The following is a 20,870-nucleotide window of genomic DNA, read 5'->3' as shown; positions in this document are numbered from 1 at the left end:
GGCATAGAAAATGACTAAAATGAGTCAGGAAGAATTGTTGAGGAGAAGAACATGAAGGAAGGTTTGCAAAAGAGGTGGCTGTTGCTACTGCTTATGTTTATTTTAATGGCAGTAACAACCTTGGGGTGCAGCAATATTAATGCAGCATTATCCAGTGATGCGGAGTCACAGGATGTCGTGGAATTAGCAGATGATACTGCGATCCCGGAGGATGGCGTAATTACTGCGGCCCAGTTTCGCTCCATCGCCGGTCAGGATCGAACGGTAACTTTTTCGGGCACCGGGGAAAATGGCATCAATTACGTTTGGTCGTTTAGTGGTAAGGATATCAAAAACCCGGTTGATCAGAACTTGAAAATTGAATTTAGCACCCAGGGTGACACCCTTAATCGAATTAAAGCAGGGGCCGGAAATGCGCCCTATGGCATTGGGATGAAAATAGCTGGGAGTAACGGGCTGATTACCGTTCCAACCTTAACCATCACCCTTGCGGAAAAATGGGACGCAGACAGTGCTGCGCTGTGTAAAGTCAATGCCGGAAGCGTTGCTAAGATGAGTAATGCCACCTTTGATCCCCAATCAGCTACGACTCGCTTATCCTTTAAGGTCATTGAGACTGGAGATGATTATTATGTTGTGGCTGGCAAAACCATTGCACCGATCCAGAATGCCAGTTCAGGTGAATCAGGAACAACAGGAGACGGTATGGCAGCAGCGGATGGTTCAAGCAGTAGCAGTTCGGCTGGCAATGTCTGTACCCTTTCAATTAATTGTTCGACCCTGCTCGATCATATGGACCGATTGCCTTCAGGAAAGGGTGCCTTTGTTCCGGCCAACGGCTGGATTCTTTACCCCTCGGAAGTGAGCTTTAACGCGGGAGAATCGGTTCACGATGTGCTTCAACGGGTCTGTCGGGACAATGGTATTCACATGGAATCCAGTTTTACACCGGCTTATAACTCCGCTTATGTTGAGGGTATCAACCAGCTTTATGAGTTTGACGGTGGGGAGCGTTCCGGATGGATGTATAATGTCAATGGTTGGTTCCCCAATTACGGGTGCAGTCAATACGCCGTCAAACAGGGTGATGTCATTAACTGGGTTTACACCTGCGATCTGGGCAGAGATGTTGGGGATAATAGCATGTGGTAGGATTTAAGAAGTGAATCTTGTCAGTTAAGTAGGAGCTATCAGCTTTGCGCCCGCTTTGGCGCAAAGCAATGGCCGCTCAATGTTTTTTGTTTCGTAATTGTTTATCAACAAATCATTAAGGAGGGTGTCAATGGAAGATGCTTTTTCGACCTATCATCCGATCATAAATTTTTTCTATTTTGTAGTCGTCCTGACCATCAGTGTGTTTTTTAATCACCCGGTGATTTTGGGCGTGTCGCTTATATCGGCAATCATCTATTCTATGGTGCTTCAAGGCTGGCAGAAGGTGCTGAAATTTAATTTCTTATTTATGCTGCCAATGTTAATTATTGTAGCGCTGATTAACCCGCTCTTTAATCATGCTGGGGTAACCATCTTGTTTTACTTGAAAAATGGCAATCCCATCACCTTGGAATCCATCATTTATGGCATTGTGATGTCGGTGATGCTGGTCCAGGTGATAATCTGGTTTTCCTGTTATAACATTATTATGACATCGGACAAGTTTATCTATCTGTTTGGGCGAATCATCCCGGCACTGTCGCTGATTTTTTCCATGGTTTTGCGGTTTGTACCAAAATTCAAGGCTCAGCTTAAGGTGATCAGTAATGGACAGAAATGCATTGGTCGGGATATTACCAACGGTAATATCTTAATGCGGGCCAGACATGGGGTAACCATTCTCTCGATTATGGTCACCTGGGCGCTGGAAAATGCCATTGAAACCGCGGACAGCATGAAGGCGAGAGGCTATGGGCTAAGCGGTAGAACGGCCTTTTCCCTCTATCGTTTTGATAAACGGGATAAGGGAATGCTGGCAATGATGCTGGGCTTGCTGCTGTTGTTTATTGTCGGGGTATCGATGGGTAACACCTTTGTTCAATATAATCCCGCTATTGTTATAAGTGGCATTAACCCGGTCACCTTTTTTAGTTTTTTTACTTATTTCATTTTTGGAGCCTTTTGTTTGATGCCAGTGGCAGTAGACGGTCTGTCTTACCTGAGATGGGAAAAAATGAAGGCGGTGATACCGGAAAAAGAGTTCCATATGGAAATGCAGGTGAGTGTGGAAGCACCATAAACACACAAAAATAAGAACGTGAATGACGTTGATCTTTACAGTAGATCTTTAAGAAGGAGGCATTGATGATTTTTATCAATCAATCAATTAAAGGATGACAGTATTAAGAATAAACAACCTGAGCTTTACCTACCCGGAGATGAATAAACCGGCCCTGAAAAATATGAATCTAGCCATTGAGGAGGGGGATTTTGTGGTGCTGTGCGGCAAAAGTGGCTGTGGTAAAAGCACCCTGCTCCGGCATTTTAAGTCGGTCCTGACCCCTTATGGGACACGCACCGGAGAAATCCTGTATCGGGAAAAACCCCTGGAAGAAGCCGATTTAAGAACCCAGAGTCAGGAAATTGGCTACGTGCTGCAAAGCCCGGAAAATCAGATTGTCACTGATAAGGTCTGGCATGAACTGGCCTTTGGTCTTGAAAGCCTGGGCTATGATACCCCGACCATTCGTCTGCGAGTCGCTGAAATGGCCTCCTACTTTGGCATCCAGGGCTGGTTTAAACGCAATGTCGTGGAATTGTCCGGGGGACAAAAGCAGCTACTGAATCTGGCCTCGATTATGGCCATGCATCCCGCGGTGCTGATTCTGGATGAACCAACCTCTCAGCTTGATCCTATTGCAGCTTCGGATTTTCTGGAAACGGTTAAAAAAATCAACCGCGAACTGGGAACCACCATTATTATGACCGAACATCGTCTGGAGGATGTTCTCCCGGTTGCCGATCAGGTGGTGGTCATGGATGAAGGCGAAATCATCGCCACGGGAACCCCCCGCCAAATCGGAAAAAAACTACGGACCCTTGGTCACGATATGTTTTTATCGATGCCGGCCCCGATGCAGATTTTTGCCGAGGTGGAATCGGATCTGGAATGCCCGATTACGGTGAGAGAAGGCCGCAAGTGGATGAGCGAACTGTTTTGCAATAATCCGGGTCTAAAAACAGTCATGCCGCTGGAAACCCCGGAGCCAGCATTAAGTGACCCGGTCGTGGAGCTTAAAGAGGTTTGGTTTCGCTATGATAAGAACTTGCCGGATGTGGTTAAAGACTTATCACTGCGGGTTCGAAAAGGCGAGTTTTACTGTCTGGTAGGCGGAAATGGCACCGGGAAAACAACCTCACTATCGCTGATTTCGGGGATCAACAAACCGTATCGGGGCAAGGTGCTACTTAATGGCCGAGATGTCAGAAAGCTAACCGATAAAGAATTGTTTCATGGCATGTTGGGGGTACTGCCACAAAGCCCCCAAAGTCTGTTTGTTAAAAAGACGGTGGAACGGGATTTATATGAAATGATTGGCGGAACCAGAGCGATAAAAGGTAGCACCTCTGACTGCGATCAGAACCAAAAAACAATGGTGGATAAGTTTGTTAAACTGATGCATCTTGAACATTTGTTGGATCAGCACCCTTACGACCTCAGCGGCGGCGAACAGCAACGGCTGGCCCTGGCCAAGATCATGCTACTGGAACCGCAGATTCTATTGCTCGATGAACCAACAAAAGGCCTGGATAACCACTTTAAGCGGGAACTGGGCGAGATTTTGAGAGCACTTCAAAAACAGGGGGTGACCATTATTATGGTTTCCCATGACATTGAATTTTGTGCCTTGTTCGGGGATGTTTGCGGCTTGTTTTTTGATGGCAGTATTGTCACCAGTAATTCACCGCGGGCTTTTTTTTCGGGCAACAGTTTTTATACCACCTCAGCAAACCGGATGTCCCGGCATATCTTTGAAAATGCAATTACAGTAAAGGATGTGATTACATGTTGTCAGATGAATTTCTAGATGACCGAGATGAGGTTGAAGAACAGGTCGAACCACCTGGCAAAAAAAATCTGAGCAAAAGAAGGCTGAGCAAACGGACATGGGCCGCCCTGATGATGATTCTGATGATGATTCCTCTGACGATCTGGTTTGGTATTTATTTTATGGAAGATCGTAAATATTATTTTATCAGCCTGTTTATTATTATCTATACCTGCATCCCTTTTTTGATGGTGTTTGAAGGACGTAAGCCCCAGGCTCGAGAGCTGATTATCATCGCCGTGCTGGCGGCTATCGGTGTCGCTGGACGGGCCGCCTTTTTCATGTTGCCACAGTTTAAACCGGTGGTGGCCATTGTCATCATTGCCGGGGTTTGTTTTGGTGCCGAATCCGGCTTTCTGGTGGGAGCCATGGTTTGTTTTGTGTCCAACTTCTTTTTTGGTCAAGGCCCCTGGACCCCCTGGCAGATGTTTGCCTTCGGTATTATTGGTTTTCTGGCGGGCATTCTGGTAAAGAAGGGTGCCATGAAAAAAAGCAAGGGTCAGCTCTGTCTGTATGGCTTTCTGGCAACCTTTTTTATCTATGGCGGAATTATGAATATGGCATCCTTGCTGATGTGGTCCAGCATTATTAACTGGAAAACGATTTTAGCCACTTATATCACTGGGGCACCCTTTGATTTGATTCATGCCAGTGCCACTGTGTTTTTCTTATTTGTTGCAGCTAACCCGATGATTGAAAAATTGGAACGGATCAAGAAAAAATATGGTCTGATTGATCCAAAATAGATTTTGTTTTAGTGAAAAAAGATCAAAAGTGACAGGGAGAGTTTCTTTTGATGATGACAGCGGATGCTGAGATGGAGAAATGACGAAATGGAAGAGTATAGTAAAGCAGTAGAAACGCGGCAAACCCAGGTATGGCATGTGAATCAGAGAGTAAAACAAGAGGGTCTCTTTGATTGCAGCGATGCGAAAAGTATAAAAAACAAACAGATGGAGGTCACGGAACCCTTTAGGGAGATTGGCACGGGTGCCTTTAAAGGAATCACAAAGGTGCGGCGGGTAGTTTTGTCAAACAGCGTCAAAATTATCGGCAATGAAGCCTTCCGGGGTTGCACCATGTTAAATCGGATTGAACTATCAAAACAAATCTGGCGCATTGGCAAGGGTGCCTTTTACGATTGTCTGCGACTAAGAACTATCGATATCCCCTGGCAGGTCAGGCGGATCGAAGAAAAGACCTTTAAGAAGTGCCGGTCTTTGAATGATCTTGTTTTGCATGACAATATTGAGTACATTGGGGAGAGTGCCTTTCTGGAATGTGAGGCATTAGCTGGAATTTCTATACCGGAAAAAGTGGAAGCGATCAATTTCAGAGCTTTTTGTGGATGCAAGAATTTGCAAGCGGTGAAGTTGCCGATGAATTTAAAAAGCATCGGTAGAGAAGCATTTTACAATTGTGGACTATTATCAATTGAGCTCAATGACCAGTTGGAGTCAATTGAAGAAAGTGCCTTTCTGAAATGTAAAGTTCTTGAGGAAATTGAAATCCCCAAAAGTGTAAAGCACATCGGGAAATGGGCCTTTCATGGCTGTCCAAAACTGGTAAAAGTAACTTTCCGTAGTGACCCGGAATATTTGGGTGAATGGCTTTTCAATCGAAAAAGTGTTAGAATATTCTGTAAAAAGGGATCTCGGGTCGATCAGTATTGTCAAAATTACGAGTATCAGACGGAGTATTTATAATAACGGTGTTTGTATAAATAATGATGAGGAGCAGGCGGGATGATCAGGACATTGGGAAAGAATCAGGTGAGAATTTATAAACAGGAAAAAATTGTCATCAACGAAAACTATGATGCGATTGGTTTTGGTGCATTTGAAAATAAGATGAGTTTAAAAAAATTGACCTTACCGGAAGGTTTGATTCGAATTGATAAAAATGCCTTTAAAGGTTGTACGGCCCTGAAAACCCTTCATGTTCCAGTAACGCTCAAAGAAATTGGGGAAGCAGCGTGGATGGGCTGCACCAATTTGTTGATGATCGAAATCCCGAATGGCATTCGGTCAATTCCGCCGAGAACGTTTAAAAATTGTCTGGCCCTGACTCAGATCACACTTTCGCCAAGTAGTTGCTTAACCGGTATTGGAGAAAGTGCCTTCGAATCCTGTCGGGAATTAAAAACCATTGCGATCCCCAATGGGGTCAGCCGGATTGAACGACGCACCTTTTATCGGACCAAGAATATGAAAAGCGTGGTATTCCCAGAAAATCTGACCTTTATTGGCAAAGAAGCATTCTATTTTTCCGGACTGGAAGGAAAACTGATGATCCCAGAGGGCGTGACAGAAATTGAAGAGAGTGCTTTTTTTAGGTGTAAAAACCTGACCGAGGTGTTCATTCCCGGTAGTGTCAAGCGGCTGGGAAAATGGACTTTTCATGGCTGCTCGCGGCTTAAATATCTGACTATTCTTCATAATATTGATGAAATCGGCGAATGGATTATTAATAAAAATGATACCATAATTCGCTGCATAAAGGGTTCCCGGGTGGATCACTATTGCCAATCCCAGGAGTTTCGAACAGAATACGTAAATAATGTTGCGAAAAAATAAAGGACTTCAATAACTAGAATTTAGACGATCAAATGCTTGGCTTGGGATGAAGCTCGCTAAAATATTCAATTGAAAAATTTCCCGTTCTATGATACACTTCCACTAATATAATAGGAAAGTGATGAGGAAAGGGGTGTAAGACCCCTACAGCCCCCGCTACTGTAATTGCTGACGACGTTTTTAATCCACTGTCTAACCGATGGGAAGGGAGAACTGAGGATGAAGCAAGAGTCAGGACACTCATAATCATAGAAATTCTTCGGTGGGAAGAAAAGAATTAAACCTTTTGTTTAGTATCCAGCCTCCACAGGAAGCTGGATTTATTTTTGCGAAAAAAGCAAAAAAATAAAGAAAAAGAAGGAAGAAAATGAAAAAGAAAAGTATGAGAAGGTTGTTGGTGATTTTTACCGTATTAGCGCTGATGGTATCCTTTACCGGCTGCCAGAGTGGCGAGTCATCCGCAGATGGTTCCGGCGTCTCACCCAAAAGCGGTGCTACCACCTATCCGGTGACAATAACCGATGATCTTGGAAACGCCGTCAAGATTGAAAAAGAACCCCAGAAAATTGTCTCACTGTCTCCCGCTGCAACCGAGATTTTATTCGCCATTGGTGTAGGGGATCAGGTGGTGGGTCGCACCGAGTATGATAATTATCCCGAACAGGCGCTAACCGTGCCGAGCATCGGTGACTACAATGCGCCCAATGTGGAAAAAATCATTGCTCTGTCACCCGATTTAGTACTGGCTTCAGATTTTGTTTCCGATGATGTCAGAAAACAACTGGAAGCCACGGGTGCAAAGGTCATCCTCTTTAGTCCGATCAGTATAGATGGGGTTATGAAAGATATTGTGATTGCGGGTGAAGTGGCAAACGCTAATGATGCGGCTGGGGATGTGGTTAAAAAAATGATGACGGATCGTCAGGTGATCGTTGATCGGGCCAAAACCGCTAAAACCCAGAAATCAGTCTTTATTGATGTGGGTGACTTCTTCAGTGCTGGTCCTAACTCGATGATGGATGCAATGCTTATTGATCTTAATGCCAAAAATATCGCTGCTGATGCAGCTACGCCATGGCCTCAGCTTAGTACTGAACAAATTATTGCGAGCAATCCGGATGTGTATATTTCCCTTTACAACACACCAGAACAGGTAAAGGCGACGCCCGGCTTTGACAAGGTTACCGCGATTAAAAATAACGAGATCGCATATTACGAATTTTTAACCCCGGAAAGCGATTTAATTCAACGACCGGGCCCCCGGATTGTACAGGGGCTGGCATTGTTGGCTAAGGATATTTATCCGGAAATATTTGCAAAATAAAGTGTCTGTTAAACCAAAATTGGTAGGGGTGAAATCTGTTCGCCCCTGAATTTTATCAGATGAAGAAGAGAGAATTCAGGAGTGAACAGATTAAATGGAGAAAATGGAGTCAGCATGAAAAAAAAACTGAAAAAATACGCGTTGCCATTGTCGATTGCAATCTGCATCGGCACGATTTATCTGTGCACCCTTACGGGGATTACGACCATTTCGTTTGGGGATACCAATAAAATTCTGTTAAATCAGATCTTTCATATTAATCTGGGGATGGAAAATATCAATGAGGGCGCAACGGCGATTATCTGGAATGTTCGCCTACCCCGGGTCATTCTCGCTTTTCTGACCGGTGGTGCTTTGGCACTGTGCGGGGCTGCCTATCAGGGAATCTTTAAAAATCCGATGGCCGACCCCTACATTTTAGGGGTATCCTCCGGGGCGGCATTGGGTGCCTCGATTGGTATTGTGATGAATTTCTCCAGTAATTTTTTAGGATCCAATGGGGTTGCTATCCTGGCTTTTGGCGGTTCTTTTTTAACCATCCTGTTGGTTTATAATATTTCCCGGGTCGGTCGTAAGGTGCCGGTGGCCACGCTTTTACTCAGTGGCATCGCCATTGGCCAATCACTGGGAGCCTTTATGTCATTACTGATGATCTTTAATAATGATAGCATGACGCAAATTATTTTTTGGGTGATGGGAAGTTTAAATGGTAAGGGTTGGGATCAGGTCCTGATTGTATTGCCCTATGTAGTGATTGGCTGCGTCATCATGTTAACCTCCGTCAGAGAGCTGGATATTATGCTGCTGGGCGAAGAAACGGCCACTCAATTGGGCGTTGATACCGAGGCGCTTAAGAAGAAAATCCTCTTTTCCTCATCCCTTATAACGGCAGCAGTGGTTGCGGCCACGGGGATTATCGGATTTGTTGGGCTGATTGTGCCCCATATTGTCCGCATGATCACCGGTCCCAAACACCGCACATTGGTACCCTTTTCAGTGCTCTTTGGCGGTGCTTTTCTCATTCTTTGCGACACCCTGGCCCGGTCGGTGACCTCTCAGGAAATTCCGGTGGGTGTAATCACCGCCGCCTTTGGCGGTCCTTTCTTTGTTTATCTGCTCCGCAAAAGAAAAAAAGGGGGGCTCTGAGATGGAACGGTTAATGCCAAGAATCATGCTCGATTTCAAGGATGTGGTATCCGGTTATGGCGAAAAAGATATCCTACAGGGATTTAGCGCGACCATCTGCCAGGGCGAGTTTGTCGGGCTGATTGGTCCTAACGGCACCGGCAAGTCAACCCTGTTAAAATGCTTGTCCGGACTGCTGCCGATTAAATCCGGGGTGATTACCCTGGAAGAAAAGAACAATACTAACTATACCCAACGGGAACGGGCCCAGATGATCGCCGTGGTGCCCCAGTCTTTTGATATCGACTACGATTTTACCGTGGAGGACATCGTTCTGATGGGGCGAAACCCCTATCTGAGTTATCGCACCAGAGAAACTCAGAATGATTATAATATTGTAACCGAGGCCATGCGGGCTACCAAGACCTTAAATTTTAGAAAACGGTTTTATAATAATCTTAGCGGTGGCGAAAAGCAACGAGTGATTATTGCCCGGGCCATCGCTCAGGAACCGGATATCATTCTTCTGGATGAACCCACCTCGGCTTTGGATATCCACCATCAGATTGAAGTGATGGAGCTGATCCGCAACCTGAATTTAAAAAAATCGATGACCGTGGTGGCAGTGCTTCACGACATCAATCTGGCGGCCCGATATTGCAACCGGCTTATTTTAATGAAAGACGGCCGGGTCATCATCGACGGAACACCGAAAGAAGTAATCACCGAAGCCAATCTCAAAAAAGTCTATGAAATGAAAATGTTTATTCAGGAGAATAAGCTTTTTTGTAAACCGGAGATTATCCCACTGCGGGTGATTAAGGAATCGGAAAACTATCGCAGTTTGAAAATTCACGTGATCTGTGGAGGCAATCAGGCTTCTCAGGTGTTAGAAGAACTGGAGGCCATGGGCCATCAGGTCACAGCCGGAGTGGTCAACCAGGGCAGTGATGACTGGACCATCTGTGATGTGCTGGGGATTCCGATGGTTGAAGAAAGTCCTTTTACCGCCATCAGCAGGGAAAAGCAGGAAGAAAACCTGGCGGTGATGGCAGAAAGTGACCTGATTTTGATTTCGGATCTGCCTTTTGGTCATGGTAATATTAATAACCTGATGGGTTTGGAAAACCTGCGGGGTGAGCTTTATTTCCATCGAAATTGTCTGAACAACGATTTTACCGAAGGCGAGCTGGTTAAACAGCTTGAGCTTATCAAAAAGAAGAAAACGGTCAACGAAATGAATAGTCATCAGGAGTTTATAAAAATGATCAAAGAACGGACCCTGATTAATGAAAAATAGCTTCGCAAATGGTTGGCTGGAAGCAGCCGCTGTGCGGTGAAGTTTTTAATATATGAGTCGGATTAAATATTTAATGTAGGGGCGATTATTAATCGCCCGCATACTGCACAATTACCGGTTCAATTTGCAAAATTCTTTAATTCAACGTATAGAGCAATTTTAATAACAATATAAGCGTGTGATACAAGTCATTAAAAAAAGGAGACAGAAATATGAATTATTTTATGCTGGCGGGAACCAGCAGCAATGTTGGCAAAACAACGGTTACCATGGGCATCATGGCGGCCTTTAAAAAGCGGGGTCTCCGGGTAAAGCCTTTTAAAACCGGTCCGGATTATATTGATCCGATGTTTCATCGCTTTGTTACTGGTGAACCTTCCATTAATCTGGACACCTGGATGCTGGACGAGGAAATCATCAGGGGGCTCTTTTTTAGACGGCTGGACGAAGAAAATGGTCTGGGGATTGCTGAAGGGGTCATGGGTCTCTATGACGGCCATAGTCTGGAGTCGGAGGTGGGCAGCAGTGCCTATCTGGCCAAAACCATTGGCGCACCGGTGATTTTGATCATTGATGGCCGGGGCATGGCTAAGAGCGCCGCAGCACTGGTAAAGGGTTATGTCGATTTTGACCCCGAAGCGAATATTGTGGGGGTCATCATCAATCGCATTTCATCAAAGTCTCATTACCTGTTGTTAAAAGAAATGATTGAAGCCTATAATGATGTGACCTGCCTGGGTTATTTTCCTAATAATCCGGACATTGTCATGGACAGTCGTCACCTCGGGCTGGTACCGGTGGAAGAGATTGCTGATTTCAGGGAAAAGGTGGACAAGGCCGGAGCGTTGGCCGAAGCCTATATTGATCTGGATAAATTATGGGAAATTAGCAAGCATGACCAACCGGTGAGTGCTTTTATCGATCCCTTTTTAGCTTATGCCGATAAATATCAGGGGTTGCGGATTGGCGTTCCCAAAGATCGGGCCTTTAATTTTTACTATGATGACAATTTTAAAGCCCTGGCAAACGCCGGAGTGGAAGTGGTTACTTTCAGTCCCTTAAATGATGCGCGTCTCCCAGAGCATCTCGATGGTTTATATATCGGTGGTGGCTTTCCGGAAATATTCGGCGCCGAGCTGGCCGCCAACACGTTGATGATTGCTGATATCAAGGATAAGCTGGAAGCCGGATTGCCCTGTTATGCGGAGTGCGGGGGGCTTATGTATCTGACCAATTCGATGACTCTAAACAGCGGTGAAACGAATCCGGCGGTGGGATTTTTCGATGCCGATTCCACAATGACCAAACGGTTGCAGCGGTTTGGATATGTTGATATTTCGGCCTATCTTGGTGGAAAAAGCATTGCGGTTCGCGGACATGAATTTCATCACAGCCTGGTTTCTAGTGATGAAGTCTTGCCGACGGCCTATGTAATCACCAAAAAAGGGAAAACCTGGACCTGTGGGTACCGCCAGAAAAATGTCCTGGCTGGTTATCCGCATATTCATTTTTACAGCAACCCGATGTTTTTAAGCAGTCTCCTAAATGTCGTTCTGGAGCACAAAGCGGGGCAGGCATGAGGCGGGTTAAGGTCGAAACCCCGGGCACCTGTGGCGAATATATTCAGGGCTGGTATGATGGCAGTCCCTGTCTGGTATCCAGCCCGATTGACCGCTATTCCCGGATTACGATTGCTGAAGGCCCGGGGAATCTTGAGGTGTTAAAGCCCAAAACCAGAAAACAGGTCGAAGCGGTTTTTCGGCGCTTTGCGATTCCAGAGCTGGAAAAAAAACATTTGCATTTTTCCATGGTTAGTGATATTCCCGTGGAAAAGGGAATGGCCAGCAGCACTGCCGATATTGCCGGAATGGCTGCCGGGCTTTGTGCTTATTTTGGTCTGGATCTGATCCCAAAGGAGATCGGTTCGCTTTGCACCGGTATTGAGCCATCAGACAATCTGATGTTTGAGCGCTTAAACCTTTTTAATCATCTCAGTGGCTCGGTACTAAAGGAATTTGATGGCACCGTGGAAGCAGATATCCTAATCATTGATTTTAACGGTGGCATTGATACGATGACCTTTAATGAAAGTCAGGATGATTATTCCTCAGACGACTTAGCCATCTTTGTCGAAATTGTCACTCAATTTGAAAAAGGGGTTCGCACCGAAAGCCTCAAGGAGATTGGCGCGGCCTGTACTAAAAGCGCTATTCTTAACCAGAAACGCTTAAAAAAGAATTATCTCGATGATTTGATTGGCCTATCTCGGGATTTTGGTGGTCTGGGAACCGTCATCGGTCATAGCGGCACAGTGATTGGCGTCATGTATGACAATGGTGATTTTCAAGAAGCTGAGTTTCTAAATGCATTCAAGCAGGTTGTTCCCGAATCGGCCTATGCCGAAATCTACCAAAACCGCCTGATCCCGGGCGGAATAAAAATAACCACCGAAGAGGTGTGATCATAGAGCTTTGAATAATAAAGAAATAAATCGACTTAAGAAAGTGAGAAAAAATGGAATACATTAACAACCCCCGAGAAATTGAAGAGCGTAGTTTTGAGATTATTACCGCTGAAATGGGCGATAAGGTTTTCCCGGAAGCCATTGCCCCGATGGTTAAACGGATCATCCATACCACCGCTGATTTTGAATATGCGGATTTACTGGAAATTTTAAACAACGGTTATGAAAGTGGCATCGAAGCACTGAAACAGGGCAAGAAAATTTATGCCGACACCCGGATGATTCAGGTCGGAGTTAATAAAAAAGCACTGGCTGACCACGGCATTGAAATTGTCAATTTTGTCCACGATGCCGATGTCGCCGCAGAAGCCAAAAAGCGCGGCGTCACCCGCTCCACGGTCAGCATGGAAAGAGCGTTGAAGGACGACAGTGTGGGCATCTTTGCCATCGGTAATGCGCCAACCGCCTTATATACCCTGATTGAACAGGTCAAGCTTGGCAATGCCAAACCAGCCCTGATTATCGGTGCGCCAATCGGTTTTGTCGGCGCGGCGGAATCCAAGGAAGCTTTGGATCAGATTGACAGTCCCATCATTCGGATCAACGGACGAAAAGGCGGCAGTCCGGTCGTGGCGGCGATTCTTAATGCCATGCTTTATCAACTGGGAAGAGAATGGTAAGAATGATGAGCGCTACAAAAAAAGGAAATTTTTATGGCATCGGAGTTGGCCCCGGCGATCCCGATCTGCTCACCGTTAAAGCGGCTAAGGTTTTAGATGCCTGTGATATGGTGATTACCCCGGTAAAAAAAGTGGGCAGCACCAGTGTTGCCTTTGAAATTGTCAAAAGTCATATCTCCGATTTGTCAAAAGTTCTGGAAATGAATTTTCCGATGATTTCCCTGTCTCAGGAACGGGAAGCCTTGCAAAAACAATGGAAAGAAAATGCCGATGAAATTGAAGTGCTGCTTAATCAGGGCAAGGACGTCGCCTTTATTACTCTGGGTGATCCGATGGTCTTTAGCACCTATTCTTATGTGATGGAATATCTACTAAAACGTAGTATTGAAGTGATCACCCTGTCAGGGGTGCCGTCATTTTGCAATCTCGGGGCGCAACTCAATATTCCCCTGACCCAGGGAGAAGAATCCTTGGGGATTGTGGCGATGACTCAGCCAGTAGAAGAAATCCGGGCGATTTTGGATGCCCACCAGAATATTGTGGTGATGAAAATTTCCGCCAATAATGCCTGGATGGCTGAGGAACTGGAAGCCCGCGGGCTGGAAAAAAGCTTTGTGCTGGTATCCAACATCGGTATGGACACCCAGCAAGTGGTCCGGGATATTGATGTCTTAAAAGGTAAGATCCCGTATTTATCGACCTTATTAATCAAAAAGAATTATCCCCTTCAGTAAGGGAGGTAAGCCATGTTAAATAAAACCATTGAAAAAAATGGCAAGACCCTGCGCTACGGCTATACCACCGGCTCTTGCGCCACCGCCGCCACCAAAGCGGCACTGTTAATGTTTTTAAATCAACAGAAATGGGAAACCATTGAAATCAGTACACCCAAGGGCTGGACCCTGGATCTGGTGCTGCACGATCAGACTTTTTCAGAAAACGAAGCCTCCTGCTCAGTGATCAAAGACTCTGGGGACGATCCGGATGTGACCAATGGCGTCAAGGTTTTTTCGAAAATCACCCCATCAGACCAGGCCGGAATTGAGTTTGCAGCCGGTATTGGTGTCGGTACGGTCACCTCAGTGGGACTCAGTATTCCTCCGGGTGAACCGGCCATTAATCCGACCCCAAGGGAGATGATTACCCGGGAGATTAAAACGGTTTTAGCTTCTGAAGCCGCACGTCAGATCACGGATTTACCGAAAGGTTGGCGGGTCGAGCTGTCCATTCCCCAGGGTGTGGAACTGGCCAAACGAACCTTTAATCCCAAGCTGGGGATTAAAGGCGGACTGTCGATTATCGGCACTTCCGGGATTGTTGAGCCGATGAGTGAAGATGCCCTTAAGGCGTCCCTGAAACTGGAACTCTCAGTGCTCCATGCCAAAGGCTTTAAAGAAATCATCTTTGTCCCCGGCAATTATGGGAAAGACTTTTCCGAGGAACTGGGACTTTCTGAGGAGGTACTGGTAAAAACCAGTAATTATATCGGTTTTATGCTGGATGAGGCTGAACGGATGGGTTTTGATAAGATTCTGCTGATTGGCCATCTGGGAAAACTGGTGAAGCTGGCTGGGGGGATTTTTAATACCCATAGCAGTGTTGCCGACGGACGGATGGAAATTCTAACCGCCCACGCCGGTTTGCTCGGCGCAACCCAGAAAACGATGGAAAAAATCATGACCTCTAAAACCACCGATGAAGCAACCGATTTAATTCTGAGCAAAAATTTGCCGGACTATTTTGATCATCTGGCCGAGGTCATAAAGAAAAAGGTCACCGATCGGGTTTATGGCACCATTGAAATGGAAGTGGTGTTGTTTTCCAAGATCCATGGCTTTTTAGGACAAAGCAAAGACGCAGAAGAGTTGAGGAAACGATTATGTACCCATTAAAAATTATTGGACTGGGACCGGGACATCCGGATTATATACTGCCGATCGCATTAAAAGAAATTGAAGCGGCAGAAGTGATTCTCTGTGGCACCCGCCATGCTGAAAGTTTTGATGCCAGTGGTAAAGAAATGCTTTTTATCGGCAAGGGAACCCCCCTAAGTGAGCTGATGGAAAAGGTTGCCCAGGTATACAAGACTAAGAAAACCGCGCTGGTTGTTTCCGGTGACTGCGGCTTTTATAGTCTGCTGACCTATGCCAAAAAAGTAGTACCGGAAAAGGACATTGTCTGCATCCCCGGGATTAGTTCGTTGCAGTATTTTTTTGCCAAACTGGCAATGTGTTGGGAAGATGCTAAGCTGATGAGCCTTCATGGCCGGGATCAGGATTTGGCGGCAGCTCTGGCAAAAAATAAAAAGCTGGGCATTCTTACTGACAAAAATAATAATACTGCGTTTATTGCCGGGATTCTTAAATCAGTCGGTTGTGAAAACAGCTTGCTTTATGTTGGTGAAGAGTTATCCTATCCTAATGAGAAAATAACCCGCTTAACCGTAACAGAAGCCCTGAGCTATCAGGAGGAAGGGCTGGCAGTCGTGGTGGTCATCAATGAGTAAGATAGCAGGATACAAGGACGAGGCCTATATTCGGGGTAAGGCACCGATGACTAAACGCGAAATCCGCATCCTCACCATTTCGTTGCTGGGGATAAACCCCGGCGATGTGGTCGTAGATATCGGCGCCGGCACCGGGGGTCTCACTATGGAAGCAGCTTATGCCGCCGACCATGGTAAGGTCTATGCTGTGGAAGCCAAAGAAACGGCGCTGGAACTGGTAAAAAAGAATAAAGAACATTTTAATGCCAACCATGTGGTCATTATCCCCGGTAAGGCGCCAGAAGTGCTGGCTGAAATTAAAGAGCCAGTGGATCGGGTCATCATCGGTGGTTCCGGCGGTAATATGGAAGGCCTGTTTCAGTGGTGTAAGGCCAATCTCCGGGCCAGTGGTCGGGTCATTGCCAATTTTGTCACCCTGGAGAACGCCGCCCAGGCCACCACCCTGATGAACCAGTATTTTGAAAATGTAGAACTGGTTCAAGTGGGCATCAGCCGGGGCGAAGGCATTGGTGGTTTAACGATGCTAAAGGCCGCCAACCCGATTTTTATTATCACTGGGGATGCTGAATTAAATTAACGACTCAAAGGTTCAAAATGCTATTGACAAGAAGTGCAACCTGGTGTAAAATAAACTTAATTAAATAGTGAACTTGTCCTATATTCAAGGGAAAAAGGTGTAAATCCTTTGCTGTAATCGCAGCTGTAAAACATGATGACCGTCTCATAACCACTGTTAAGAACTTAACGGGAAGGGAGATGGAAAGTTGATTGTTGAGCCAGAAGACCTGTTTGTAGTGATTTCTTAACAACCTCCGATTTAGAGGGCTGTAAGAGCATTATATTTAAATTTGTAAGTATGATTCTTTTATCCTTCTCCACTGGAGAAGGATTTTTTTTCGTCTTGTTGTCGACAACGATTGCAAGCGAACCCAGGAAGTGTGTGATTCTTGGGAGTTGGTTAATTTCTCCTAGCCAAAAGTAGAATCTCTTCGAATAGAAGGACATCTCCAAGTCAGTATTTAATTCCCTTCCTCGGGGATGGTGTGTGACATCCCCGAATTTACCTTGCTTTCATTAATTTACATTTTTGATAGAATATTATTCCTCATTTCTGCTTAGATTTTTCTGGCCAAAAATCTGAGTACCAATAAAAAAAGTGCATCCAGTTCTGGTTGTGCTTTTTTTATTTGCCTTTAAATAAAAAAATTTAAAAAATGCGTTTAAAATGGTATACTTGCATAAAAATAAGGATAATAATCAATAATCAGATAGGAAGGTCACAGATGAGAATTCACTATTTACAGCACGTACCCTTTGAAAATCCCGGCAGTATTCTAGTGTGGGCAAAAACCAATCAAAGTATTATTACCTCGACGCAATTGTATAACGATGAAGCACTGCCGGAGGTAAATGAATTTGACTGGCTGGTGGTGATGGGAGGTCCCATGAACATTTATGAAGAAGATCAATACCCCTGGCTGAGGGCCGAAAAAAATTTGATCAAAGCCGCCATAAAAGCTAACAAGGTGGTCCTTGGTATGTGTCTCGGCAGTCAGTTAATTGCTGATAGCATTGGCGGGAAGGTTGTTCAGAACAAACAAAAAGAAATCGGCTGGCTCCCGATCACGTTTTCTAAAGAAGCCAAAGTGTCACCGCTGTTTGCATTTTTTCCGGACAACCCGGTGGTTTTTCACTGGCATGGTGATACCTTTGTCGAGCTGCCTGAGGCGGCCACGGTCATTGCCGCAAGCACCGCCTGCAAAAATCAGGCCTTCATTTATAACAAAAGAGTTTTTGGCTTTCAGTTTCACCTGGAAAACACCCTGCCGATTATTAATGATCTGATTGCAAATTGCGGCGATGAAATGGTTCCGGATGATTATGTCCAGTTGCCAAAAGAGGTCTTAGCCCATCCGGAATACATCCGTCAGGATAATCAGTGGATGGCCGCCTTTCTGACCCAACTAAAACAGATGGTTGAGGTTGACGATCTTTAATAAAAATTTTTGGCAAAAACAAATGACTGGTGAAAGAATGGGTAAATACCAAGCAAATGGTTTGCAAACATTTAGTTTTGAAAGGAATGTATGATGAAAAAGATAACATTGATACTGACAGCCCTTGGCTTAGCGCTATTGCTGTCAGGCTGCTCGCTGATTCCGAGCATTTTTGGCAATAAATCGGAGTCGGTAAAAAACCAGGAAATTACCTTAGCCTTATCATTTGGCGAAAAAACCGGCACCTATAACGGCCAATTGGTAAAAGGTTTGCCTCAGGGAACTGGCGTGTTTACGGTTTCCAATGATGCTGAAGTTGCCTGGACCTATGACGGTACATGGGAACAAGGCCATTTTCAGGGAATGGGAGAAACCGTTTGGGAAGATGGGTTCACACAGGAAGGTAATTATCAGAATGATCTTTTAAATGGGCCGGGACAAGAGTATCTTGATAAGAAGCTCTTATATGATGGCAATTACACCGATAATCGTTATGATGGACAGGGCACGCTTTACAATTATTATGGCGATATAATTTACGAGGGTAATTTTGACATGGGCTATTACGACGAGACGACTGTCCAGAGAAAGGCCCGATTGGATCCGTTTAAAGCTCAGACCACAGAGTTATCTTATGCCGATGTAGTTGAAACGGCTAAAAATGAAACCGGAAATAAGGTCAAGATGACGGGACGGGTTTATCAGGTTTATGAAAACTTTGAAAATCAACACTACTTCTGTGATTTTATCATGGATTTAAACGATGATCCTAATCAAATGGTACAGGTCTATTATCGCTTAAACTCTGGAGAATCCCCCTTTGTTGAAGGCCAAATGGTAACCGTATGGGGAACTGTTGAATACCTTTATACCGACACCACTGATGATGGTCAGCAATACTCCATCCCCAATGTGGAAGCCTGGAGTGTGGAATAAATTTTAGCGATACAAAAAAACTCCCCGTCATGCAATGGGGAGTTTTAACGTTATCGATAAGAACAAATCTGACAGTCGAATTTCAGATCGATTTTGAAATTGGGCTACTTTGATTTATAATGGGAGTTAAGCGGCAACAAAGCGGCAACAAAGCATCAGTGTTTTACTTTGCCCACGGTCAGAAAAGGATAGGATGGTTCGGTATGTATAAAATACTAATTGTAGAAGACGATCAGATTATAGCAAAAGCACTAAAAAATCATTTGGATAAATGGGAACTTGAAACCCAAATCGTTGCGGATTTCCATCATATTATGGATGAGTTTGTGGCCTATGATCCGCAGCTTGTCCTTTTGGATATCTCCCTGCCATTTTTTAACGGCTACCATTGGTGCAGCGAAATCCGCAAGCTTTCTAAGGTGCCGATTATTTTTATTTCGTCGACCAGTGATAACATGAATATTGTTATGGCAATGAACATGGGCGGCGATGACTTTATTGCCAAGCCCTTTGATCTGGCGGTGGTGGTGGCAAAGATTCAAGCTCTGCTTAGGCGGACCTACTCCTTTCAGGGCCAAGTAAGCCTACTGGAACATAAGGGCGCGATTCTAAATCTTAATGATGCCAGCATTATCTATGTGGATCAAAAAGTGGAGCTAAGTAAAAATGAGTTTAAAACCCTTCAAATTTTACTGGAAAATAAGGGCAAGGTGGTCTCTCGGGATGTGATTATGAAACGGCTTTGGGACAGCGACTGCTTTGTGGACGATAACACCTTGACGGTAAATATTGCCAGGCTGCGCAAGAAATTGGAAACAGCCGGGCTGGCCGATTTTATTGCCACTAAAAAAGGCGTCGGCTATTTAATTGGGGATTAATCGAGGTGTAAAATGAAAATATTATTTGTATTGGGTGCTTACTTGAAAAGTCGGATTAAGGTAATGGTCGCCTTTGTCTTATTCATACTTGTCTTTGCCATGGTATATGCCCTGTATTATTTGCCGCTGGAGCCGATTGTTTATAGTACTGAACTGGTTATGGCTCTGGCCGTTGTTTTTGCCGGTCTGGATTTTGTGCAGTTTTATCAAAAGCATCAGCGCCTGACAGAGGCGATCAGTAGGGCCACCGCTGGGGTGGGGGAATTACCAAAGCCTCGGGATTTGCTGGAAGTAGACTATCAAACCCTGACCCGGGTATTGGCGGAGAATCGGGCTGAGCTGATCTCCCAGTTCGATAACCGGCAAACGGATATGATTGACTACTACACCTTATGGGCCCATCAGATTAAAACCCCTATCTCAGCAATGGGACTGTTACTTCAGACGGAGGAAGGTGATAGGGAACGCACCAGCACCTATGCCCAGGAACTTTTCAAAATTGAACAATACGTCGAGATGGTGCTCCAGTATTTAAGGCTTGAAAGTATGTCATCAGATTTGCTGTTGGTTGAGTATGATTTGGCAGACCTCATCAGACAGGCGGTGAAAAAATATAGCATTATTTTTATCAATAAAAAAATATCGTTGGAGTTGGAAGAAATGAATTGCCGTGTTCTAACCGACGAAAAATGGCTGATCTTTGTTCTGGAACAGATTATTTCAAACGCTCTGAAATACACCAATCAGGGGAAGATATCCATTTATTTGGATGAACATTCAGAAAAAAACCTAATTATTTCTGACACCGGTGTTGGAATCAGAGAAGAAGATATTAAACGGATTTTTGATCGGGGCTTTACCGGTTACAACGGCAGAATGGATAAAAAATCTACCGGCATCGGTCTTTACTTGAGTCAGCAAGTATTAAATAAGCTCTCCCACGTAATTACTGTAACCTCCCAGGTGGGAAAGGGCACCCGAGTCAGCATTGATCTGGCCACTAAGCGGTTTGAAGCCTTATAAGACAACCTTACAAAAGTG

Annotated in this window: 20 protein-coding genes and 2 riboswitches; all 20 genes read left to right on the top strand. The window is 44.9% G+C overall.

The genetic code is table 11. The features are described from left to right. The first annotated feature begins 51 nt into the window (after positions 1-51). Positions 52-1,152 carry a DUF4430 domain-containing protein gene (locus DOZ58_RS09685; RefSeq protein ID WP_111888095.1) on the top strand — a complete coding sequence of 367 codons (1,101 nt, stop codon included), beginning with the start codon at positions 52-54 and terminating at the stop codon, positions 1,150-1,152. A 130-nt stretch (positions 1,153-1,282) separates the two neighbouring features. After that, a complete protein-coding gene (locus DOZ58_RS09680) occupies positions 1,283-2,233 on the top strand; it encodes an energy-coupling factor transporter transmembrane component T (protein ID WP_111888094.1) in 951 nt (316 codons plus the stop codon). A 94-nt stretch (positions 2,234-2,327) separates the two neighbouring features. Continuing rightward, positions 2,328-4,022, top strand: coding sequence for an ABC transporter ATP-binding protein (locus DOZ58_RS09675; protein ID WP_111888093.1), 1,695 nt, complete (start codon positions 2,328-2,330; stop codon positions 4,020-4,022). Further along, positions 4,001-4,789 (top strand): ECF transporter S component, encoded by a 789-nt coding sequence (locus DOZ58_RS18915; protein ID WP_111888092.1) that lies wholly within the window; start codon positions 4,001-4,003, stop codon positions 4,787-4,789. Before DOZ58_RS09675 ends, DOZ58_RS18915 begins: the two co-directional genes overlap by 22 nt. Before the next feature lie 87 nt (positions 4,790-4,876). Continuing rightward, entirely contained in the window at positions 4,877-5,749 is an 873-nt protein-coding gene (locus DOZ58_RS09665) for a leucine-rich repeat domain-containing protein (RefSeq protein ID WP_111888091.1), read from the top strand. Positions 5,750-5,788: 39 nt separating this feature from the next. Then, positions 5,789-6,619: a leucine-rich repeat domain-containing protein gene (locus tag DOZ58_RS09660; RefSeq protein WP_111888090.1), complete on the top strand. Its 831-nt coding sequence runs from the start codon at positions 5,789-5,791 to the stop codon at positions 6,617-6,619. Positions 6,620-6,691: 72 nt separating this feature from the next. Further along, a riboswitch (cobalamin riboswitch) is annotated at positions 6,692-6,882 on the top strand. 104 nt (positions 6,883-6,986) lie between these two features. Then, positions 6,987-7,943, top strand: a complete 957-nt coding sequence (locus tag DOZ58_RS09655) for an ABC transporter substrate-binding protein (RefSeq protein WP_242988465.1) — start codon at positions 6,987-6,989, stop codon at positions 7,941-7,943. A gap of 114 nt (positions 7,944-8,057) precedes the next feature. After that, positions 8,058-9,089 (top strand): iron ABC transporter permease, encoded by a 1,032-nt coding sequence (locus DOZ58_RS09650; RefSeq protein WP_111888089.1) that lies wholly within the window; start codon positions 8,058-8,060, stop codon positions 9,087-9,089. Position 9,090: 1 nt separating this feature from the next. Further along, on the top strand, positions 9,091-10,368 hold the full coding sequence (locus DOZ58_RS09645) for a heme ABC transporter ATP-binding protein (RefSeq protein ID WP_111888088.1): 1,278 nt from the start codon (positions 9,091-9,093) through the stop codon (positions 10,366-10,368). 212 nt (positions 10,369-10,580) lie between these two features. Beyond that, positions 10,581-11,948 carry a cobyrinate a,c-diamide synthase gene (locus tag DOZ58_RS09640; protein WP_242988464.1) on the top strand — a complete coding sequence of 456 codons (1,368 nt, stop codon included), beginning with the start codon at positions 10,581-10,583 and terminating at the stop codon, positions 11,946-11,948. Beyond that, the gene (locus DOZ58_RS09635) at positions 11,945-12,829 is read left to right on the top strand and encodes a GHMP kinase (protein WP_111888087.1); all 885 of its coding nucleotides are present in this window, start codon (positions 11,945-11,947) and stop codon (positions 12,827-12,829) included. Before DOZ58_RS09640 ends, DOZ58_RS09635 begins: the two co-directional genes overlap by 4 nt. A gap of 53 nt (positions 12,830-12,882) precedes the next feature. After that, positions 12,883-13,512, top strand: a complete 630-nt coding sequence (locus DOZ58_RS09630; protein WP_111888086.1) for a precorrin-8X methylmutase — start codon at positions 12,883-12,885, stop codon at positions 13,510-13,512. Next, positions 13,506-14,246 carry a precorrin-2 C(20)-methyltransferase gene (gene cobI, locus DOZ58_RS09625; protein ID WP_111888085.1) on the top strand — a complete coding sequence of 247 codons (741 nt, stop codon included), beginning with the start codon at positions 13,506-13,508 and terminating at the stop codon, positions 14,244-14,246. The genes DOZ58_RS09630 and cobI overlap by 7 nt, the downstream gene beginning before the upstream one ends. A 12-nt stretch (positions 14,247-14,258) precedes the next feature. Then, a complete protein-coding gene (gene cbiD, locus DOZ58_RS09620; protein ID WP_111888084.1) occupies positions 14,259-15,404 on the top strand; it encodes a cobalt-precorrin-5B (C(1))-methyltransferase CbiD in 1,146 nt (381 codons plus the stop codon). Beyond that, positions 15,392-16,018 carry a precorrin-6y C5,15-methyltransferase (decarboxylating) subunit CbiE gene (gene cbiE, locus DOZ58_RS09615; RefSeq protein WP_111888083.1) on the top strand — a complete coding sequence of 209 codons (627 nt, stop codon included), beginning with the start codon at positions 15,392-15,394 and terminating at the stop codon, positions 16,016-16,018. The genes cbiD and cbiE overlap by 13 nt, the downstream gene beginning before the upstream one ends. Beyond that, positions 16,011-16,595, top strand: a complete 585-nt coding sequence (gene cbiT / locus DOZ58_RS09610; protein WP_111888082.1) for a precorrin-6Y C5,15-methyltransferase (decarboxylating) subunit CbiT — start codon at positions 16,011-16,013, stop codon at positions 16,593-16,595. The genes cbiE and cbiT overlap by 8 nt, the downstream gene beginning before the upstream one ends. 45 nt (positions 16,596-16,640) lie before the next feature. Next, positions 16,641-16,826: riboswitch (cobalamin riboswitch) on the top strand. A 475-nt stretch (positions 16,827-17,301) separates the two neighbouring features. Further along, positions 17,302-18,015, top strand: a complete 714-nt coding sequence (locus DOZ58_RS09605) for a type 1 glutamine amidotransferase (protein ID WP_111888081.1) — start codon at positions 17,302-17,304, stop codon at positions 18,013-18,015. 90 nt (positions 18,016-18,105) lie between these two features. Beyond that, positions 18,106-18,951 (top strand): hypothetical protein, encoded by an 846-nt coding sequence (locus DOZ58_RS09600; RefSeq protein ID WP_111888080.1) that lies wholly within the window; start codon positions 18,106-18,108, stop codon positions 18,949-18,951. A 203-nt stretch (positions 18,952-19,154) separates the two neighbouring features. Further along, positions 19,155-19,829, top strand: a complete 675-nt coding sequence (locus DOZ58_RS09595) for a response regulator transcription factor (RefSeq protein ID WP_111888079.1) — start codon at positions 19,155-19,157, stop codon at positions 19,827-19,829. Between the two features lie 12 nt (positions 19,830-19,841). Beyond that, positions 19,842-20,852, top strand: a complete 1,011-nt coding sequence (locus DOZ58_RS09590) for a sensor histidine kinase (RefSeq protein ID WP_111888078.1) — start codon at positions 19,842-19,844, stop codon at positions 20,850-20,852. The last annotated feature ends 18 nt before the right edge of the window (positions 20,853-20,870 follow it).

The sequence above is a fragment of the Acetobacterium sp. KB-1 genome, assembly GCF_003260995.1.
GTDB lineage: Bacteria > Bacillota > Clostridia > Eubacteriales > Eubacteriaceae > Acetobacterium > Acetobacterium carbinolicum.
Note: the sequence above shows the minus strand (reverse complement) of the source record. Positions and strands in the feature narration are given on the sequence as shown.

What these genes read in the sequence shown, in the direction of transcription:
- cobI (WP_111888085.1), top strand. Translation starts at nt 13,506, where the DNA reads ATGGTAAGAATGATGAGCGCTACAAAAAAAGGAAATTTTTATGGCATC.
- DOZ58_RS09630 (WP_111888086.1), top strand. Translation starts at nt 12,883, where the DNA reads ATGGAATACATTAACAACCCCCGAGAAATTGAAGAGCGTAGTTTTGAG.
- DOZ58_RS09590 (WP_111888078.1), top strand. Translation starts at nt 19,842, where the DNA reads ATGAAAATATTATTTGTATTGGGTGCTTACTTGAAAAGTCGGATTAAG.
- cbiD (WP_111888084.1), top strand. Translation starts at nt 14,259, where the DNA reads ATGTTAAATAAAACCATTGAAAAAAATGGCAAGACCCTGCGCTACGGC.
- cbiE (WP_111888083.1), top strand. Translation starts at nt 15,392, where the DNA reads ATGTACCCATTAAAAATTATTGGACTGGGACCGGGACATCCGGATTAT.
- DOZ58_RS09680 (WP_111888094.1), top strand. Translation starts at nt 1,283, where the DNA reads ATGGAAGATGCTTTTTCGACCTATCATCCGATCATAAATTTTTTCTAT.
- DOZ58_RS09645 (WP_111888088.1), top strand. Translation starts at nt 9,091, where the DNA reads ATGGAACGGTTAATGCCAAGAATCATGCTCGATTTCAAGGATGTGGTA.
- DOZ58_RS18915 (WP_111888092.1), top strand. Translation starts at nt 4,001, where the DNA reads ATGTTGTCAGATGAATTTCTAGATGACCGAGATGAGGTTGAAGAACAG.
- DOZ58_RS09595 (WP_111888079.1), top strand. Translation starts at nt 19,155, where the DNA reads ATGTATAAAATACTAATTGTAGAAGACGATCAGATTATAGCAAAAGCA.
- DOZ58_RS09600 (WP_111888080.1), top strand. Translation starts at nt 18,106, where the DNA reads ATGATGAAAAAGATAACATTGATACTGACAGCCCTTGGCTTAGCGCTA.
- DOZ58_RS09635 (WP_111888087.1), top strand. Translation starts at nt 11,945, where the DNA reads ATGAGGCGGGTTAAGGTCGAAACCCCGGGCACCTGTGGCGAATATATT.
- DOZ58_RS09665 (WP_111888091.1), top strand. Translation starts at nt 4,877, where the DNA reads ATGGAAGAGTATAGTAAAGCAGTAGAAACGCGGCAAACCCAGGTATGG.
- DOZ58_RS09660 (WP_111888090.1), top strand. Translation starts at nt 5,789, where the DNA reads ATGATCAGGACATTGGGAAAGAATCAGGTGAGAATTTATAAACAGGAA.
- DOZ58_RS09655 (WP_242988465.1), top strand. Translation starts at nt 6,987, where the DNA reads ATGAAAAAGAAAAGTATGAGAAGGTTGTTGGTGATTTTTACCGTATTA.
- cbiT (WP_111888082.1), top strand. Translation starts at nt 16,011, where the DNA reads ATGAGTAAGATAGCAGGATACAAGGACGAGGCCTATATTCGGGGTAAG.
- DOZ58_RS09675 (WP_111888093.1), top strand. Translation starts at nt 2,328, where the DNA reads ATGACAGTATTAAGAATAAACAACCTGAGCTTTACCTACCCGGAGATG.
- DOZ58_RS09605 (WP_111888081.1), top strand. Translation starts at nt 17,302, where the DNA reads ATGAGAATTCACTATTTACAGCACGTACCCTTTGAAAATCCCGGCAGT.
- DOZ58_RS09685 (WP_111888095.1), top strand. Translation starts at nt 52, where the DNA reads ATGAAGGAAGGTTTGCAAAAGAGGTGGCTGTTGCTACTGCTTATGTTT.
- DOZ58_RS09650 (WP_111888089.1), top strand. Translation starts at nt 8,058, where the DNA reads ATGAAAAAAAAACTGAAAAAATACGCGTTGCCATTGTCGATTGCAATC.
- DOZ58_RS09640 (WP_242988464.1), top strand. Translation starts at nt 10,581, where the DNA reads ATGAATTATTTTATGCTGGCGGGAACCAGCAGCAATGTTGGCAAAACA.